At 52.5% G+C, this 17,079-nt stretch carries 17 protein-coding genes and 5 pseudogenes; all 22 read left to right on the top strand.

Translation table 11 applies throughout. From position 1 onward, the window contains the following. A partial coding sequence (locus ACMGGX_RS19590) for a terminase small subunit (RefSeq protein ID WP_420298809.1) occupies positions 1 to 992 on the top strand: 992 nt, incomplete at its 5' end. Beyond that, on the top strand, positions 970 to 2,277 hold the full coding sequence (locus ACMGGX_RS19595) for a terminase large subunit domain-containing protein (RefSeq protein WP_420298787.1): 1,308 nt from the start codon (positions 970 to 972) through the stop codon (positions 2,275 to 2,277). The genes ACMGGX_RS19590 and ACMGGX_RS19595, both read left to right, overlap by 23 nt. A 1-nt stretch (position 2,278) precedes the next feature. Then, positions 2,279 to 3,666 (top strand): annotated as a pseudogene (locus ACMGGX_RS19600) (DUF4055 domain-containing protein). A 1-nt stretch (position 3,667) separates the two neighbouring features. Next, positions 3,668 to 4,762 (top strand): annotated as a pseudogene (locus ACMGGX_RS19605) (phage minor head protein). 80 nt (positions 4,763 to 4,842) lie between these two features. Then, positions 4,843 to 5,619 (top strand): annotated as a pseudogene (locus ACMGGX_RS19610) (hypothetical protein). An 11-nt stretch (positions 5,620 to 5,630) separates the two neighbouring features. Then, positions 5,631 to 6,350: a major capsid protein gene (locus tag ACMGGX_RS19615; RefSeq protein WP_420298810.1), complete on the top strand. Its 720-nt coding sequence runs from the start codon at positions 5,631 to 5,633 to the stop codon at positions 6,348 to 6,350. After that, complete coding sequence (locus ACMGGX_RS19620) at positions 6,307 to 6,591, top strand: major capsid protein (RefSeq protein WP_420298811.1); 285 nt, start codon at positions 6,307 to 6,309, stop codon at positions 6,589 to 6,591. Before ACMGGX_RS19615 ends, ACMGGX_RS19620 begins: the two co-directional genes overlap by 44 nt. A gap of 75 nt (positions 6,592 to 6,666) precedes the next feature. Beyond that, on the top strand, positions 6,667 to 6,876 hold the full coding sequence (locus tag ACMGGX_RS19625) for a hypothetical protein (RefSeq protein ID WP_420298812.1): 210 nt from the start codon (positions 6,667 to 6,669) through the stop codon (positions 6,874 to 6,876). 36 nt (positions 6,877 to 6,912) lie between these two features. Beyond that, positions 6,913 to 7,302, top strand: a pseudogene (locus ACMGGX_RS19630) (DnaT-like ssDNA-binding protein); the annotation flags it as partial. A gap of 72 nt (positions 7,303 to 7,374) precedes the next feature. Next, positions 7,375 to 7,758 (top strand): annotated as a pseudogene (locus tag ACMGGX_RS19635) (hypothetical protein). 1 nt (position 7,759) lies between these two features. Then, a complete protein-coding gene (locus ACMGGX_RS19640) occupies positions 7,760 to 8,344 on the top strand; it encodes a hypothetical protein (RefSeq protein ID WP_420298791.1) in 585 nt (194 codons plus the stop codon). Then, a complete protein-coding gene (locus ACMGGX_RS19645) occupies positions 8,341 to 8,751 on the top strand; it encodes a DUF4128 domain-containing protein (protein ID WP_063944176.1) in 411 nt (136 codons plus the stop codon). Before ACMGGX_RS19640 ends, ACMGGX_RS19645 begins: the two co-directional genes overlap by 4 nt. Positions 8,752 to 8,817: 66 nt before the next feature. Beyond that, complete coding sequence (locus ACMGGX_RS19650; RefSeq protein ID WP_025913016.1) at positions 8,818 to 9,489, top strand: phage tail protein; 672 nt, start codon at positions 8,818 to 8,820, stop codon at positions 9,487 to 9,489. Between the two features lie 64 nt (positions 9,490 to 9,553). Then, positions 9,554 to 9,865, top strand: coding sequence for a phage tail assembly chaperone (locus ACMGGX_RS19655; RefSeq protein ID WP_420298813.1), 312 nt, complete (start codon positions 9,554 to 9,556; stop codon positions 9,863 to 9,865). Between the two features lie 47 nt (positions 9,866 to 9,912). Continuing rightward, positions 9,913 to 10,176 (top strand): DUF1799 domain-containing protein, encoded by a 264-nt coding sequence (locus ACMGGX_RS19660; protein WP_370552061.1) that lies wholly within the window; start codon positions 9,913 to 9,915, stop codon positions 10,174 to 10,176. Continuing rightward, positions 10,173 to 13,085 carry a phage tail tape measure protein gene (locus ACMGGX_RS19665; protein WP_420298792.1) on the top strand — a complete coding sequence of 971 codons (2,913 nt, stop codon included), beginning with the start codon at positions 10,173 to 10,175 and terminating at the stop codon, positions 13,083 to 13,085. The genes ACMGGX_RS19660 and ACMGGX_RS19665 overlap by 4 nt, the downstream gene beginning before the upstream one ends. Positions 13,086 to 13,160: 75 nt before the next feature. Further along, a complete protein-coding gene (locus ACMGGX_RS19670) occupies positions 13,161 to 13,964 on the top strand; it encodes a DUF6694 family lipoprotein (RefSeq protein ID WP_313148659.1) in 804 nt (267 codons plus the stop codon). A 55-nt stretch (positions 13,965 to 14,019) separates the two neighbouring features. Then, complete coding sequence (locus tag ACMGGX_RS19675) at positions 14,020 to 14,367, top strand: phage tail protein (protein ID WP_420298793.1); 348 nt, start codon at positions 14,020 to 14,022, stop codon at positions 14,365 to 14,367. Continuing rightward, positions 14,364 to 15,119, top strand: coding sequence for a phage minor tail protein L (locus ACMGGX_RS19680; protein ID WP_317454781.1), 756 nt, complete (start codon positions 14,364 to 14,366; stop codon positions 15,117 to 15,119). Before ACMGGX_RS19675 ends, ACMGGX_RS19680 begins: the two co-directional genes overlap by 4 nt. Position 15,120: 1 nt before the next feature. Then, positions 15,121 to 15,843, top strand: a complete 723-nt coding sequence (locus ACMGGX_RS19685) for a C40 family peptidase (protein WP_088205518.1) — start codon at positions 15,121 to 15,123, stop codon at positions 15,841 to 15,843. Beyond that, complete coding sequence (locus ACMGGX_RS19690) at positions 15,843 to 16,433, top strand: tail assembly protein (RefSeq protein WP_063440014.1); 591 nt, start codon at positions 15,843 to 15,845, stop codon at positions 16,431 to 16,433. The genes ACMGGX_RS19685 and ACMGGX_RS19690 overlap by 1 nt, the downstream gene beginning before the upstream one ends. 60 nt (positions 16,434 to 16,493) lie before the next feature. Next, positions 16,494 to 17,060 (top strand): hypothetical protein, encoded by a 567-nt coding sequence (locus tag ACMGGX_RS19695; protein ID WP_420298794.1) that lies wholly within the window; start codon positions 16,494 to 16,496, stop codon positions 17,058 to 17,060. The last annotated feature ends 19 nt before the right edge of the window (positions 17,061 to 17,079 follow it).

The raw sequence follows: 17,079 nt of genomic DNA on the forward strand, positions 1-17,079 counted from the left end.
TGGCAAAACCGGACTGGGGCGAGCTACAGCAACGGTTCCTGTCCGAACATGCCGCAACCGGCGTATCACCAAAGGAATGGTGTGAAGCGCAGGGACTGAACTACGCTACCGCCCGTCGATATATCAAAAAACCTTCTGCGCAAAAACCTGCGCTAAAAAAAGTGCGCACTGCGCAGAAAGAACAAAGCGCAAAAGAGCTGGTGGATGATGATGGACTTACTGCTCAGCAGCGCTTATTTGTCGCGGAGTACCTGAAGGATGGCAATGCCACACAGGCAGGTATCCGGGCTGGCTACAGTAAAAAATCAGCTGAACAAATCGGCTATCAACTCCTTCAGAAAACTTCAGTTGCGCAAGCCATTGCGCAGCAGCAGAAAGCCTCGATTGCGCGCACGCTTGGCAGTGCCGATGAAGTCCTCGCGCAGATGTGGCAGCTTGCCACCTTCGATGCAAACCAGCTTTCGCAGTATCGCCGCGGCGCTTGTCGTTATTGCTGGGGCTTTGGCCATCACTACCAGTGGCGCGATGCAGTTGAGTTCGACGAAGCACTCGCAAAAACTGAAGGCAAAGAGGGTGTAAGACCACCCGAGGACACTGGCGGCTACGGTTACGATCACAACCGAGAACCTAACCCTGAATGCCCGCGCTGTAATGGTGACGGCATTGGCCAGCCTTACTTCCCTGATACACGCAAACTCCCGGCCTCTTCCAGGCTCGCCTATTCAGGCGTGAAGGTTGGCAAAAATAGCGTCGAAATCGCAGCCATCAGCCGTGAAAAAATGTTCGAAGCGGTGATGAAACGCCTTGGCCTGGCTGATAGCGAGTTTGCGCAGCGCCTGCAGCAGATTGAAATCGAACGCCGGCAGCTTGAGGTCGAGAAACTCCGCAAGGAGCTGGCCGGTGATGGTGATGATGACGAACCGACCCCAGTGCAGATCAATATCAACGTAGTGGATGCGAGGGCAGACGATGGGGATCAGCCCGACACTTAACATTCCTCAGGCGCGCTTCCTCGCGATGCAGCACAAATTCAAAGCCTATGTTGCCGGGTTCGGTTCAGGTAAGACGTGGGTGGGGTGTGGTGGCATCTGCAAAGGGATGTGGGAGCACCCGAAGATTAACCAGGGCTATTTTGCGCCAACATATCCGCAGATCCGTGACATCTTCTACCCGACGATTGAAGAGGTGGCCTTCGACTGGGGGTTAACCGTCAAAATCAACGAGGGTAACAAAGAGGTTCACTTCTATGAGGGGCGACGGTACCGCGGGACAACTATCTGCCGCTCGATGGAGAAACCAGGCTCAATAGTCGGCTTTAAAATCGGTAATGCGATGGTTGATGAGCTGGACGTCATGGCGGCTGCTAAAGCGCAGCAGGCCTGGCGAAAAATCATCGCTCGTATGCGTTACAAGGTTGATGGGCTACGTAATGGCATCGATGTAACGACCACACCGGAAGGTTTCAAATTCGTCTATCAGCAGTTCGTGAAGGCGGTACGTGAAAAGCCCCAACTGGCAGCCCTGTATGGGCTGATTCAGGCCAGCACATTCGACAATGCGAAGAATCTACCGCCTGATTACATTCCATCGCTGCTTAGTTCTTACCCTGACGAACTGATTCAGGCCTATCTGCGCGGGAAGTTCACCAACCTTAACAGCGGGACGATTTACCACACCTTTAACCGCAAGCTGAATAACTGTTCTGACGAGATTCAGGACGGTGATCCGCTGTTTATCGGTATGGACTTCAACGTTGGAAAAATGGCCGCGATTGTTCACGTTAAGCGTAATGGCCTGCCGCGCGCGGTCCGTGAGCTGGTGAAGATCTACGACACGCCAGCGATGATTAAGCGTATCCAGGAAGAGTTCTGGCGCTACGAGGATGGCCGATACGTTAAAAGCCGGGAGATTTACATCTATCCGGATGCCTCTGGCGACTCCCGCAAGTCCCAGAACGCCAGCAAGACCGATATTGCTCAGCTCAACGATGCCGGATTCAGCGTCATTGTTGATGACGCCAACCCGCCGGTTAAAGACCGCATCAACTCGATGAACGCCATGTTCTGCAATGCCAACGGTGAACGCCGCTATCTGGTTAACGTTCAGAACTGCCCGGTTTACACCGAAAGCCTCGAGCAGCAAATCTGGGCGGCAAATGGCGAACCGGACAAATCAGCAGATAACGATCACCCCAATGATGCTGGTGGGTACTTCATCGTGAAGGATTACCCGATCGTAAAACCGGCATACTCAATCACCATGGACACCACTTTCTGATATGGCAAACGACGACATCACCTGGGTTCGACCAGAACACCGGGCGGCTTCTGCTGCCTGGAGGAAATACAGGGACTTCTGCAAAGGATCTGAGGCGGTAAAGGCAGCGGGTAATAAGTACCTGCCTTATCTCGACCCAACTGATAAATCCACGCGCAACCGTAAGCGTAATGAGGACTATCTAAGCCGTGCGGTGTTCTACTCAATTGCTGGCAACACGAAAATCGGCATGCTTGGCATGGCATATCGAAAGGATCCTACCTTTAATGGTCCTGAGAAGCTGAAATACCTGCTGGACAATGCTGACGGGGCCGGTACCAGCATCTATCAGCAGTCTCAGCTGGTGGCTGAGAACGTGCTGGAGGTCGCGCGAGAGGGGCTTTATGTCGACTATGCAGAAGCCTCCGATGAGGCGATCATTCTCCGCTATCCGGCAGAGAACATCATCAACTGGAGAACAAAGCGCATTAACGGGCGCGATCAACTGGTGCTGGTGGTGCTGCGCGAATGCGTAGAAGAGCCGGATGGTTACGCTTACAAGGATGAAATCCAGTACCGCGAGCTGGCGCTGGAAGAAGGGCGGTTCATCTGCCGGGTATGGCGCCGGGCTGGTGGCACCGCAAGCGGAACCTACACCGTTGATAGTGAGTACCACCCTAAGCCGAAAGGAAAGGACTACTGGGACGAAATCCCGTTCACTTTTGTCGGCGCTCAGAACAACGATCCCACTATCGATGATTCACCCCTGGCCGCGCTGGTGGAGATAAACCACGGACATTACCGTAACAGTGCTGACTATGAAGACAGCGTGTGGTTCTGTGGCCAGGTGCAGCCGTACATGACTGGGCTCGATACCGGCTGGCGCGATCACCTCGAGAAGAAGGGCGTGAAAATTGGTTCCCGATCACCGCTTTTGCTTCCCAAGGAGGGCTCGTTTGGCTATGCCCAGGCGCAGCCGAACATGCTGGCTAAAGAGGCCATGGACAGTAAGCGCGATTACATGGTGCAGCTGGGCGCCCGACTGATTGAGCAGAACGCCACGGCGAAGACGGCAACCCAGGCGAGCGGTGAGCAAACATCATCAACATCAGTGCTCGGTATCTGTGTTTCAAACGTTTCTGAGGCCTATACACTGGCGCTTGGCTGGTGTGCGAAATACCTCGGCATCAAGGGCGAAACGACGAGTTACACCATCAATCAGGAATTCATCGCGAAGGTTGCTGGTCGGGCATGGTGACGGCAATCGTCAATGCCTGGCAGTCCGGTGCGCTGCGCGATAGCGATATGATTCGCGCGCTGCAGAAGCTTGATCTCATTGACCCGGCCGACAGTCCGGACGAGGTTATTGATGCACTTCGCAATCAGGCACCAACGTTGACGGGAGGCTGATATGCCCACCATTAACGAAAGTCTGCGCGATGAGTCGATCGCACATTCCGTCTGGTTAAGCCGCTACGCCACCGGCGTGGCAAACCGGATGGTGAAGTTGCTTAACGAGACGGATGCTGACCTGTTGGCACGTCTACTGGATGCGCTGGACAGATTGCCTCCTGAGAGCTTCACCGTTAGCCGTCTGCAGAGTTTACTGGGCAGCGTGCGCGATCTTAACCATCAGGCCGTAGCCACCATGCAGGCAGGGCTGGACTGAGTTGGTGGCGCTGGCAAAGAACGAAGCCAGTTATCAGCTGAGCCTGTTCGATTCCCTTTTGCCATCACAGGTCTTGTCTCACTATCCGCTGCAGGGCATCACCGCCGATATGGTGTATGCCGCGGCGATGGCGCAGCCCTTTCAGGGGCGGCTGCTGAGTGAGTGGGCGGATAATCTGGAATCGGACAGGCTGGCGCGTATCGTGAACGCCGTCCGCAGGGGCTATCTTGCCGGCGACACGGTAGAAACTATAGCCCGCAATGTTCGTGGCCACGCCAACAAAGACTATCGCGACGGCGCGCTGCAGATGAGCAGGGCAAATGCCGCCAGCATCGCTAAAACAGCTGTGAATCATCTGGCTGCCACAGCGCGCAACAGCTTCACCAGCGCCAATAGCGATATCGTGAAAGGCAAACAGTGGCTGTCTACGCTGGACAATAAAACCAGCCACGACTGCATTATTCGTGACCTGCTGCGTTACCCCTGGATAACAAACCGGTCGGGCATAAGGTGCCTTACCTGCAGGGACCCGGGAAGATTCATTTCTGCTGTCGTTCTACTGAAACCCTGATTCTCAAGTCCTGGCGCGAACTCGGCATTGATATTGATGAGATGGACGAGGGCACTCGTGCCAGCATGGATGGCCAGGTGCCAGCTAAAACCACGTATCTGGAATGGCTCGGGCGTCAGCCAGCTCAACGGCAGGATCAGGTTTTGGGTGCCGAGCGTGGCCGTCTGTTCCGAGCCGGTGAAATCAACCTGGCTGATATGTTCACTGACAAAGGCGAATGGATCAGCCTGGAACGCTTGAAGCAGCTCTCAGGCACTGACAACTAACAACCACTTCTTACTTCACGCCCTGGCATCTGCCGGGGCTTTTTTATGGGCGAGGCCCGGCAAAATCCCGAGGGGAAAATATGTTAATTCGAAACATGCTTCTGAAATTCTATGCACCAGAAAGCGGCGGCGAGGGCAGCGGTGGCGGTGGTATCGAAATCACCCCTGAAATCCAGAAGCTTATTGATGAGCGTGTGACCAGCGAAGTCACTGGCCTGAAATCGAAAAACTCTGAGCTGCTGGGCACAATTAAGCAGCAGAAAGAAAACCTGTCCCGCTTTGAAGGTATCGATCCAGACGCTGTGCGCGGCATTCTCCAGCGTGTTTCCGACGACGAAGAGGCAAAGCTGATTGCCGCCGGAAAAATCGATGAGGTGCTCGATAAGCGCACCGAGCGTCTGCGTGCTGACGTCGACAAGCAAATTAAAGCCGCAAACGAGCGCGCGGACAAAGCCGAAGCGTTCTCCAACAAATTCCGGGATCGAGTTCTGGGCGATGCAATCCGTGCAGCAGCCACTCAAAAGCTGGCGCGCTGCCGGAAGTGCATGCGGACGATCCGATTCTGCGTGCCAAAGGCACGTTCCAGCTCAACGACGAAGGCGAGGCCGTAGCAGTTGATGCAAATGGCGATGTTCTATTCGGTAAAGACGGCAAAACCCCACTAAGCCCGCTTGAGTGGGCGGAGTCTCTTTAAGGAGACGGCTCCGCATCTGTTCCCACGCGCGGAAGGCACCGGCGCGGGCGGACACAAACCAAACGGTGGTGGAAGCCTCAAACGTTCCGAAATGAGCGCCAGCGACAAAGCGGACTATATCCGCAAGCATGGCCAGCAGGCCTTCCTCAAACTTCCAAAATAAGGGATTAACCCATGTCTACCACTGTTAATAGTGACCTGATCATTTATGACGACCTGGCGCAGACCGCTTTCCTTGAGCGACGACAGGATAACCTCGCGATCTTCAACGCCTCTTCCAACGGTGCGATCCTGCTGGATAACGAGCTGATTGAAGGCGATTTCCGCAAGCGAGCCTTCTACAAAGTGGGCGGTTCTATCGAATCGCGTGACACGAACTCCACCGATAAAGTGACGGGCAAGAAGATTGGCGCCGGCGAATCCGTATCCGTCTCAAAGCACCGTGGAAATATGGCCCGTATGAAACCACCGAAGAGGCATTCAAACGCCGCGGCCGCTCTGTCGACGAATTCTCCCGAAGTGATCGGCGTTGATGTGGCAGATGCCACGCTGGAAGGCTACGTGAAATATGGCCTGAAAGCACTGACTGCGGCGATTGGTGCTAACACCGACATGGTCGTAACTGCCGACATTGAGACCGACGGTAAAAAGACCCTGACGCGTGGCCTGCGCAAATATGGTGACAAGTTTAACCGCGTGGCTCTGTTCGTGATGCACTCTGCGACCTATTTCGACATTGTCGATGAGGCGATTGCCAACAAAATCTACGAAGAAGCAGGCGTGGTGGTTTACGGCGGGCAGCCGGGCACGCTTGGTAAACCTGTGCTGGTGACCGACACCATGGACGCTGATGCGATCCTTCGGGCTGGTGGCTGGGGCTGTTACAGTCACTGAGTCTCAGGCGCCGGGATTCCGTTCCTACGATATCAACGATCAGGAAAACCTTGCGGTTGGCTATCGCGCTGAAGGTACCGTGAACGTTGAGAAACTGCTGGGCTACAGCTGGGATACCGCAAAAGGTGATAACCCTGACCTGACCGCCATTGGAACTGCGGGAAACTGGAAGAAGCACTTTACCAGCAACAAATCTACGGCAGGCGTGCTGATTAAGCTGGGATCCGCAGTGGGGGAGTAACGCTGTCAGCGGATAAAACGTCCGCAACCGCTGACAGCACAGATGCGGTCACCATTTCCCTGAAGTACACGCTAAATGGCGCAGGTGTTTTCCAGCAAAACTGTTGCCTGGAGTTCAACGGGCGGTACGCTAAGCACGGCCAGTTCTCAGACCGGTTCTGCTGGTGGGGCGACGCCAGTCAAACTCACCTCTGATACAGCAGGCACCTTTACCGTCACCGGTACTGTTGATGGTATTGCTAAATCCAGTGAGAAAATCACCTTCACCGCACCTGCTGCAGGCTAACCGATGGGGCGTAAGCCCCATTCTATGGAAGCTCAGATGATTAATACCGATATCACCGCCGCTGACGTTAACAGTTACGCCAGCGAAGATGAACTGGCGTCATTTGCGGAAATACGCGGCATTGAACTGCCTGACAAGATTACACCTTTGCTGATTAAGTCAATGGACTACCTGGAAGGGCTTGATTGGGTAGGTTCCAAAGCAGACCCTCGACAGCCGCTGGCCTGGCCACGCGCAAATGTCATTCTGGATGGACACGACTTCCCACCCGACCAGGTGCCGCGGCAGGTTATCACCGCACAATGCATGCTGGCTATCGAGGCAATTGATGGCGATTTGCTTTCAAGCGTTCGTGAGGCCGCGGTTAAAACCGAACGTGTCGAAGGCGCCGTTACCATGACCTATGCGGTTGCCGATGGTGAGGCGTTTACACCTTCTTACCCGGCGGTAATGGCTATTCTCGGCGACCTGGCTGGTGGGCGTGGGATATGCGGATCAATGGTTTCGCGGAGCGCTCGTAATGGCCAGTCGAACTATCGGCGAATGCAGGCGACAACGACTCGATTTGCATCAAGCAGAAGCGGCATTGCATCCGGACGCATCACGCGCGAGGGCAGCGTTAATCGACCATCGGTGGTGTGGAGCATCGTTGCGAGGATATCCAGTTCACCGCCACAGGAGTGAAGACGGATTACGTACCTGGAGAAATTGACGGAACGGTCATAGAAAACGGCGATGTACGGATTGTCTTCACTGCTGCGAAGGACATTAAAATCGGCGATCTGATCGTCGTGGACGGCGTAAGCCACCGCGTGGTTGGACGCCAACCCCGTGAAACCGGGCCCTGTGGTGATCTGCTACAAAGCTCAGTTGAGGGCATAACGTGGACGATAATAAGGCGTTCATGGCTGCCATCACCGCGTTCGTGGACAAAGCCAAAGCGAATCAGGAAGAGGTCGTACGTGCTGTCTGCATTCGGATCCTTAATCAACTGGTGATGATGTCACCTGTCGGCAACCCCGAACTCTGGGGCATCAACCAGACGGCAGCCTCTTACAATCAGGCGGTATACGACCATAACGAAGCGCAAAAATCGGACCCTAATAATCTGACTAAAACCGGGCGACTCAAGAAGAAGGCTCGACTGGTGGATGGGATGGATATCAAAGCGCCGCCCGGATATACCGGTGGACGGTTTCGGGGCAACTGGCAGGTGTCTTTTGATGCACCGACCACAGATGAAACGGGACGTGTCGATAAAACCGGAAATCTGACAAAAGCCGCAGGAAATTACACGCTGTCGCTGTTCAAAGTCGGGATGAAGGCTATTTATTTCTGCAACAACGTCCCTTACGCGTATCGACTGGAGATGGGGCACTCTTCCCAAGCTCCGGGAGGCATGGTACGCATTACTGCTGCTGAGCTTCAGCGATTTTTTGAGGATGCAGTAAGGGAGGTGACTAAATGATCCCCGATATCGCGGCGGCGCTGGCCGCCAGGCTCGGCGAGTGGGCTGATGCTGAAGGGATCCCAGTTGCATGGGAAAACGTGCCTTTCACACCGCCATCTGATGGGCTCTATCTTGCTGTCCATGACATGCCCGCCACGCCGCGTACGGTAGACCTTGGATTGCGCTGCCGCATTTATTCAGGTGTATACCAGATTAACGTTGTGGCCCCAGCCGGCACAGGCCGTAGCGATGTTGTGGCCCTGGCTGATCGCGTGGCTGAATTGTTCCCCGAGGGGCAGGAGATTGAAGGCAGGGGTTTTACATGCTGGATAGATCAAACGCCTGGTGTTTTCCGCGGGGTCACTACATCTGTCGCTTATACCGTTCCCGTTAGTCTCAATTATCGAGCTGATATCTCCAGCTAATCCTCACAACCTACTAAACCTGACCGGCTCTTTGCCGGTTTTCCCGTTTCTAAAGGAGTAACCAATATGGGCTTTGCATTGCCTAATGGCGCCCACGTCTATCTGGCATCGGGCTATGGCCCAGCCATTTCTTTCACCGGGGCGACGAACGCCGAAAACATGGTAATCACCGTGAGTGAAGCGGACGCACTCAAGGTGGGTGATATTGTTCATGTGAACTGCAACTGGTCCGGTGTTGATAACGTCATTGCAAAAATTGATGCGATTGCCGAAAGCGCCGTAACTCTTCGCAACATCAATACCACCAACAAAAACAAATATGCCGCTGGTGGCGGTACCGGTTCGATCCGCAAGGTGCTTGAATGGACCGAGCTGCCGCAAATTACTGAGGTGTCGAAATCAGGTGGCGATCAGAACACTACACAGATTCAGTTCCTCAGCGATGATCGCCAGCGCAACCTGAATACCTATAAATCCGCAGTCTCCCAGACCTACTCGATCGCTCACGACTCAACTCTCCCGGTATATCCGTTGCTGCGCCAACTGGACGAAGACGAAGAGACGGTTGCGGCTTACATGTACGTGCCGAAGGCGAAGGAAAACCGTTACTGGGCGGCCACGGCGTCCTTTGACGATACGCCAACTACTGCGGTTAACGAGGTAGAGACAGTGAGTGTGGTGCTGAACCTGCAGTCACCGGCGATGACGTTCTACAAGGTGACTGACGCTGCCGCCTGACCCGTCAGAGCTTTCACTATTCAATGCCTCCCATAACGGAGGCTTTTTTTGTTAAGAGGTATCGATGGCGACCAAATTCACCTTTCAGCCCAAACCAACATTTAAGGCCAATGTCTCGATCCCCCGAGCCGGCGATGAGGATGGCGTGCTGACGTTCACGTTTAATCACAAACCACTTAAAGAACTGGCTGACCTGGAAAAACTCGAAGGCAAAACCGCCACTGATTTTCTGATGGAAATCATTTCTGGCTGGGCACTTCCCGATGCATTCAACGCGGAAAACCTGTCGGTGCTGCTGGAAAACTATCCGGCGGCAATGAAGGCAATCCCGGAAACCTACTACCGCGAGCTGATGGGGCAGCGCGAAAAAAACTGATAGCGGTTGCCTCTGCGTTCTATACGCCTGAACCCACCCCGGCAGACCTGGCGCCATATGGTCTTTCGCCGGATGACTACGACGATCAATACATCGACGTCTGGCCAGATGTATGGCCTTCATTCCTGGTGTTTCAGGCTGTCAGCACGCAGTGGCGCACGGGCATGGGAGGCGCATCAGGGCTTGATTATAACGTGCTGCCCTGGGTGATGAGCCTGCACCACGTTGAGGACGAGGCAACCGCGCTTTCGGACATCCGAATCATGGAGAGCGCCGCACTAAAAGTTATGCATAAAGAGAGGTCGGAATGAGTAATGACATCGCCACGATTTCCCTGCGCGTAAATACCACTGAGCTGGAGCGCGGTAACCAGGCACTAGATCGCTTTCAGGAGACCGCGTCCGCCGCGGCAGGTAAAGCGGATGACCTGAACAGTACGTTCCGCACCGGCATTGATAACCAGAAGAAGAACAGCGAAAGCCTGAAGCAGCAGCGTCAGGAACTGCAGAACCTGCTGAATAAAATTAGTCCGGTAAACAAGGCGCTGGATGAGCTGGACACTATCCAGGAGAGCCTGGCGAAGTTTCGCGGTAAAGGGCTGCTAGGGGATGAAGACTTTACTCGCTACAACAGCGTGCTTGAGACGACCCGAGCTAAACTGGCGCAGGTCATGGAGTCTGAGACCGCAGAGGGGCGGGCTCGCATTAAACAGGCACAGGCAGCGCAGCGTGCAGCTGCGGCGGGCAAGACCTTTATCGATTCGCTGGAAGAGCAGGTCACAGCAATCGGAAAAACGCGCGTAGAATTGTTAGAGCTAAAAGCATCCCAACTTGGCGTGTCCGATCGTGCTGCACCGATGATCGCCCGACTGAAAGAGCAGGAGGAAGCTTGGAAGTCAGGAGCGATCAGCGCGGGGCAATACCGCAACGCGATGCGTTATCTACCGATGCAAATGACCGACATCGTGACTTCATTGGCGTCCGGTATGCCGGTTTATATGGTAGCCATTCAGCAGGGCGGCCAGCTGCGCGATTCGTTTGGCGGTGTAGGCAATGCTCTGAAAGCGATGTTGTCGATGGTGACTCCTGCCCGAGTGGCCATTGGTGGCTTGGCTGGTGCCGTTCTGATTGCGGCAAAAGCGGGAGCGGACTACTTCACCGCCTACGACGAAATTAACAAGGCCATTATCAGGACAGGCAACATTGCTGGCACGTCAGCGCTCCAGGTAATGGCTTCCTCCCAGTCGATTGCTGCTTCTACTGGTGCTACTGTAGAAACCGTTCAGAGTCTAATGACTGAACTGATTAGCATGGGATCGCTCACACAGCAGCAGCTTGAAAAAGTGGCAGGCTCTACGGCACTTGCAGTTCAAACCGGTATTGTTTCGGCGCAGGACATCACCAAGGCATATCAGGATATAGAAAAGGATCCGGTTAAAGCCCTTCAGAGTCTAAACGAACAATACAATTTCCTGACTGTTTCACAGCTTAAGCATATTGATGAGCTGGTGAAACAGAAGGACCAGACCGCGGCCGTTACACAGGCTATTGACCTGTTTGGTGATACGATGGCAGAACGCGGAGAGCAGGCTTATGACTCGCTGACACCGTTTGGTCGCCTGTGGCTGGATATCAAAGACTGGGCGTCTGAGGCCATGCAGAATATCGGTCAGTGGGTAGCTGAGCTGGCATCAAACACACTGAAGGAATTCAACGCAATTTATTACAGCGTTGCGATAGTTTTCCAGAAACTGAACCAGATCATTTCTTCCTCTATCGCTGCTGCGATTAATCTCATTCCTGACTGGGCGAAAACGGATACTTTGCAGGGATGGCAGGACTATAACGAACAAATGGCCGGTGCTTATGGAGACAGTGTTTCTCAGCTGAAAAAAGACTGGGATGCGGCTGATATCAGCGCAGGTAAATACCTCGATACGACCAGAAAGATAAGTACCGCAACCACCCAGAAGGATCGGGAAGGAGTCGCTTCTTTTGGTAAAAAGACCAAAACCGGAAAGCAGGGCACTTTATCGGCTGGCGATCGCAGTACGGATGCTGCCCAGGCCGAGCTACTGGCGCTTCAGGCACAGTTACGCGCGCTGCAGCAGCATAAAGGGCTGAACGATACTATTAGCCAACAGCGCAAAGCCCTTTGGACTACGGAAGCGAAATTTCAGGTGCTGGAAGAGGCCTCCCGATCTCGCTCTCTGACAAAGCAGGAGCAATCTCTGCTCGCGAGTAAAGACCAGGTGCTACAGTTAGCGCGGCAGAAAGCCCTGTTGGGTGATCAGATTTCCGCGCAGGAACTGCTGAACAAGCGCATGGATACCTCGCAGAAATACGTCACGCAAATGGCTGAGAAACAGGCCGCATTACTGGGTGGCGCGGGGATGAGTGACCGCCAGGCGCAGCGAGAGCTGGCAAAAAGTCAGCTCGCCGCCGGCTGGAAAAATACGGGTGGTTCGCTGGATGAAGAGGGATATCAGAAACAGCTTAAGGCAGCTAACGATTACTATAATGCTGAGGATCAGCTACGCGGTGATTGGCTGACCGGCGCGAAAAAGGGATGGGTTGATTTCGAAGACAGCGCGACCAATGTGTACTCCCAGGTGCAGACGGTTACTAGTAACGCGTTCACCGGCATGACCAGCACCCTGACTGATTTCTTCACCACAGGTAAATCTAACTTCTCAGATTTCCTTTCTACTTTCCTCAAGGGCATCGCCCAGATGCTGACCCAACTGGCTCTGGTTAATGGAATGAAGTCAGCGTTTGGTGGAACCGGTATCGGCGCGTTCTTTGGTTTCTCAGGTGGTGGTTTGGTCCCCGGTTTTGATGGAGGCGGCTACACGGGAGATGGCGGTAAATACCAACCGAAAGGCGTTGTACACGGCGGTGAGTTTGTGTTTACGAAGGAAGCGACCCGTGCACTGGGTATCGGCAATCTGTATGCGCTTATGCGTGGAGCTCAGGGGTATGCAAACGGCGGTTATGTTGGCCGCGCCCCGATGTATGGGCTGCAATCTTCGGCAACTGGCGGCGTAACCGTTCAAACGTCCGTGAACGTTCATAACCAGAACACTCAGCAGCAGACTTCTGGTGACAGTGACGCAATTTCTCGGGCTTACAAGCAGACCATTGATCAGTCAGTACGCGCAGGTATAGCCAAACAGCTCCAGCCTGGAGGTCTCATCTGGAATGCAACGAAATCAAGATAAAGTGCCTCCGCAGATTTTGCCGTTATGCCAATTCCTGATAGGATTAATCTCAATTTTTACTGATGGAATAGGGACATGAAAAAAATTGTAGGTGTGTTATTTCTTTCCTTCTTATTAGCCGGGTGCGATAAACCTAAAATTGACTCATCAACTGATGACGCAATGAAATCATCTATAGCCAAGGTCAGAGAATCACTTCCGGAAAATAAACGGGAGGAATTTGATAATGCTTTAAAGGTCGTAGCGTTCAGTAACATTAATATGGCTGATCTGATGCGAGCATCGTCAGAAAGTGACAAAGAAGATCTAAGCAAGAAGATGCGCGAGCCCCTGTCTGGCAAAACTGGTGAGGAAATCATCTCTTATGCCCAGCAAGTAACTGCCGAGAGGGAACTTAAGCAGAAAGAGCAGGCAATTCAGGAAATCAAAGAGCTTGAACAGAAAAAAGCTGACTCTGAGAAGGCCAAAGAAGAACTCAAAAAAGTACAGGTTCTATCATCTCGATTTAGCCTGGAACCTGAAGAGTATGGGAAGCCACAACCTATTATTCGCCTTGTTGTGAAAAACAATACTGATAAAGCTATTTCCCGTGTGTACTTCAATGGAGTGATAGCCAGCGATGGACGTTCAGTTCCATGGCTGGAAAAAGATTTTAACTACGAAATTGCTGGCGGGCTTGAACCGGGTGAAGAAGCTACTTGGGCATTGGCTCCGAATAAGTTTTCTGAATGGGGGCAGGTTGATGCTCCAGCTGATGCGGTCTTCACAGTTACAGTAACGAGAGTAAATGGTGCAAATAAAGAAGCGATGTTTGATGCTTCTGGCTTTACAGAGAAAGAAAACAGCAGGCTTGAAGATTTAAAGAAAAGATATCTTTGAGCTGACTTATCAACTTAACCCGCTTCGGCGGGTTTTTTTTATGCCCGGGGGAAACATGGCGATCGAAATATTTAACTGGCGAACCCAGATTCAGGCGGGCATGGAAGGGGAGTTCACTTACGCAACACGCTCTGCATCCTTTGGCGACGGCTTTGAACAGATCGCCGGTGAAGGGATCAACCCTGAAAAACAGTCATGGCCGATGACCTTAACGGGAAAAAAAGCAGAGATGCTCGATGCACTGAGTTTTTGCCGCAAACACATCACAAAATCCTTTATCTGGACGTCTCCTGTCGGCGAAACCGGTTTATACCGGATTGAAGCTGATTCCATTAAAGTCCAGCCGCTATCCAGCAAGGTGATGACCATAAAAGCAACCTTCAAACAGGCATACGCACCATGATTACTGAAGATTATCAACGCCTCGAACCTGGTGAAAAAATACGTCTTCTTGAGGTAGACGGTTCTGCGTTTGGCCTGGAGGACGTTCTGCGCTTTCACGCTTATAACCTCCCGCATACTGAAGAAGAGATTGCGGCTGCTGGTGGCGACGAATCAAAGTTAAAGGCGAAGAGTATCTGGTGGCAGGGCGAAGAGTATGGTGCCTGGCCATATAAGCTCGAGGGACTGGAAGCTTCAACCGATGGCAGTAGCGCCCAGCCTACGCTCACCGTTGCCAACATTGACAGCTCTATCACTGCACTCTGTCTGGCCTATGACGATATGCTGCAGGCCAAAGTTACGATTCATGACACTTTTGCGCATTACCTGGATGCGCGCAATTTCCCGGATGGAAATCCAACAGCAGATCCCTTGCAGGTGAGAAAGCGGGTTTTCTATATCGACGGTAAAAATAGCGAGCTTCCCGATGAAAGTATCGAGTTTGTTCTTACCAGCCCGATGGATCTGCAGGGGTTAATGATCCCGACCAGGCAGCTGCATTCCCTTTGCACATGGTGCATCCGGAATAGGTACCGCACCGGCGATGGGTGCGATTATGCCGGCACGCTTTACTTCGACAGAAACAACAATCCGGTAAGCGATCCCTCATTGGATCAATGCAACGGCACGCTCACCGCCTGCAAGCTTCGGTTTGGTGAACACAATGAACTTCCTTTCGGTGGTTTTCCGGGAACATCTTTGATCAGGAGCTAATATGCGTCAGAAAACGATTCAGGCCATCCTGGCGCATGCTGCGAAAGAATATCCCCGCGAATGCTGTGGTGTGATAGCGCAGAAAAGCCGGGTGGAACGCTATTTCCCATGCCGTAATCTGGCTGCTGAACCAACGGAACAGTTTCACCTTTCACCAGAGGATTACGCCGCTGCTGAAGACTGGGGGACGATAACGGGAATCGTACATAGTCACCCTGACGCGACGACCCAACCAAGCGAACTGGACAAGGCTCAATGCGATGCAACGTTGCTGCCCTGGCATATTGTCAGTTGGCCTGAAGGAGACTTTCGTACCATTACTCCCCGAGGTGAATTGCCGTTGCTCGGGCGCCCGTTTGTGCTCGGACACTACGACTGTTGGGGGCTGGTGATGAGCTATTTCCGGCAGGAGCATGATGTCGAACTTCAGGATTACCGTGTTGATTATCCGTGGTGGGAGGACTCCTATCCGGATAATTTCTATCAGGATTGCTGGTACGAATGTGGGTTCCGAGAATTCAGTGGATCACCAATGCCGGGCGATTTGATCATCATGCAGGTGGAATCGAATAAGTGGAACCATTCAGGGATCTTGCTGGAGGGGAACATGCTTCTCCATCATCTTTATGGTCACCTCAGTCAACGTGTGCCATATGGAGGTTACTGGATGGAGAGAACCATGAAAATTGTCAGGCATAAAAGCCTAATCATGCAGGAGGGATAATGTGCGAATCCGTCCGTACTGTTCGTCTATATGGTGTTTTGGGTACTACGTTTGGCCGCGAATTCCAACTTTCGGTAGCCTCACCAAAAGAAGCCATCCGCGCATTGTGCGTTATCGTGCCAGGCTTCGAGCGTTTTTTGAATACCAGCAAGCAGCGCGGCCTAACCTACGCTGTTTTCAGCGGTAAGCGTAACCTGAACGATGACGAACTCTCTATGGATCAGAGTAGTGCTGATATCCGTATTGCGCCGGTTATCCTCGGGAGTAAACGTGGTGGAGTATTCCAGACCATCTTAGGCGTGGCTTTGGTCGCAGTTGGTGCTGTGGCGTCATACTTTGGCGGTGGTGCTGTCGGCGTTCCTCTAATGCAATTTGGCGCTGCGATGGCCCTTGGCGGTGTCGTACAAATGCTTTCTCCACAGACAACCGGACTTGCCAGCAAGCAATCGGCAGACAACAAGGCCAGCTACGCATTTGGTGGAGTAACCAATACGACAGCCCAAGGAAATCCGGTACCGCTTCTTTACGGCAAGCGACGAATCGGTGGTGCGATCATTTCTGCTGGCATTTATGTTGACGATCAGCAGTAGCTATAGTGCCAAGCTAAGAGTATCTTCTTGAAAGAACGCATTATAAGACTGGAAATGCTTATGGATGGTTATGCTATAGACTTTCAAGATTTACTTGGATTAAGAAAATTAAACGAGCCTGGTTTGGACAGAAGGGCGTTCACAGACTGGGCTGAAAACCAGATTTCTGCTGGCAATGAGTCTTCAAATCTTTTGATTTTGGCATCTTTGGGATTAGATAAGGAAATCTCGAAAGATGAGGTATTTCGCTACTTTGATGGCTACGTTGATGAGATTGGGGAAGTGTTGCCTACTGAACGAGTCGCGTTCATATTGGCAATGCGACTAACATTCAAAAAGCTCACCTATTCTGAACTTGAGGATGATGTCTGGAGTGAATTAACTAGAACTTTTGCTAAATGGTATGACTTGCCAAATGGCCTTTTATATAGAGTAATGACGTACTGGAGCGCATTGCATGATGATTTTACAAATAATTATGAATATGAGGTTGGGTATTATTACCTGAACTATCCGCGACACGGTGACATTCCTCGTTCGGAACAATTAGAGTACGTTCGTAATTGTGCAATTCGCTTTCTCCGTATTTTCGATGAGCACTATTATTTTGGTTTGCTTATCAAATAATATTTAATTCAACATTGTT

Origin of the sequence: Enterobacter sp. BNK-29 (assembly GCF_048684785.1) — a bacterium.
GTDB classification, from domain to species: domain Bacteria; phylum Pseudomonadota; class Gammaproteobacteria; order Enterobacterales; family Enterobacteriaceae; genus Enterobacter; species Enterobacter cloacae_M.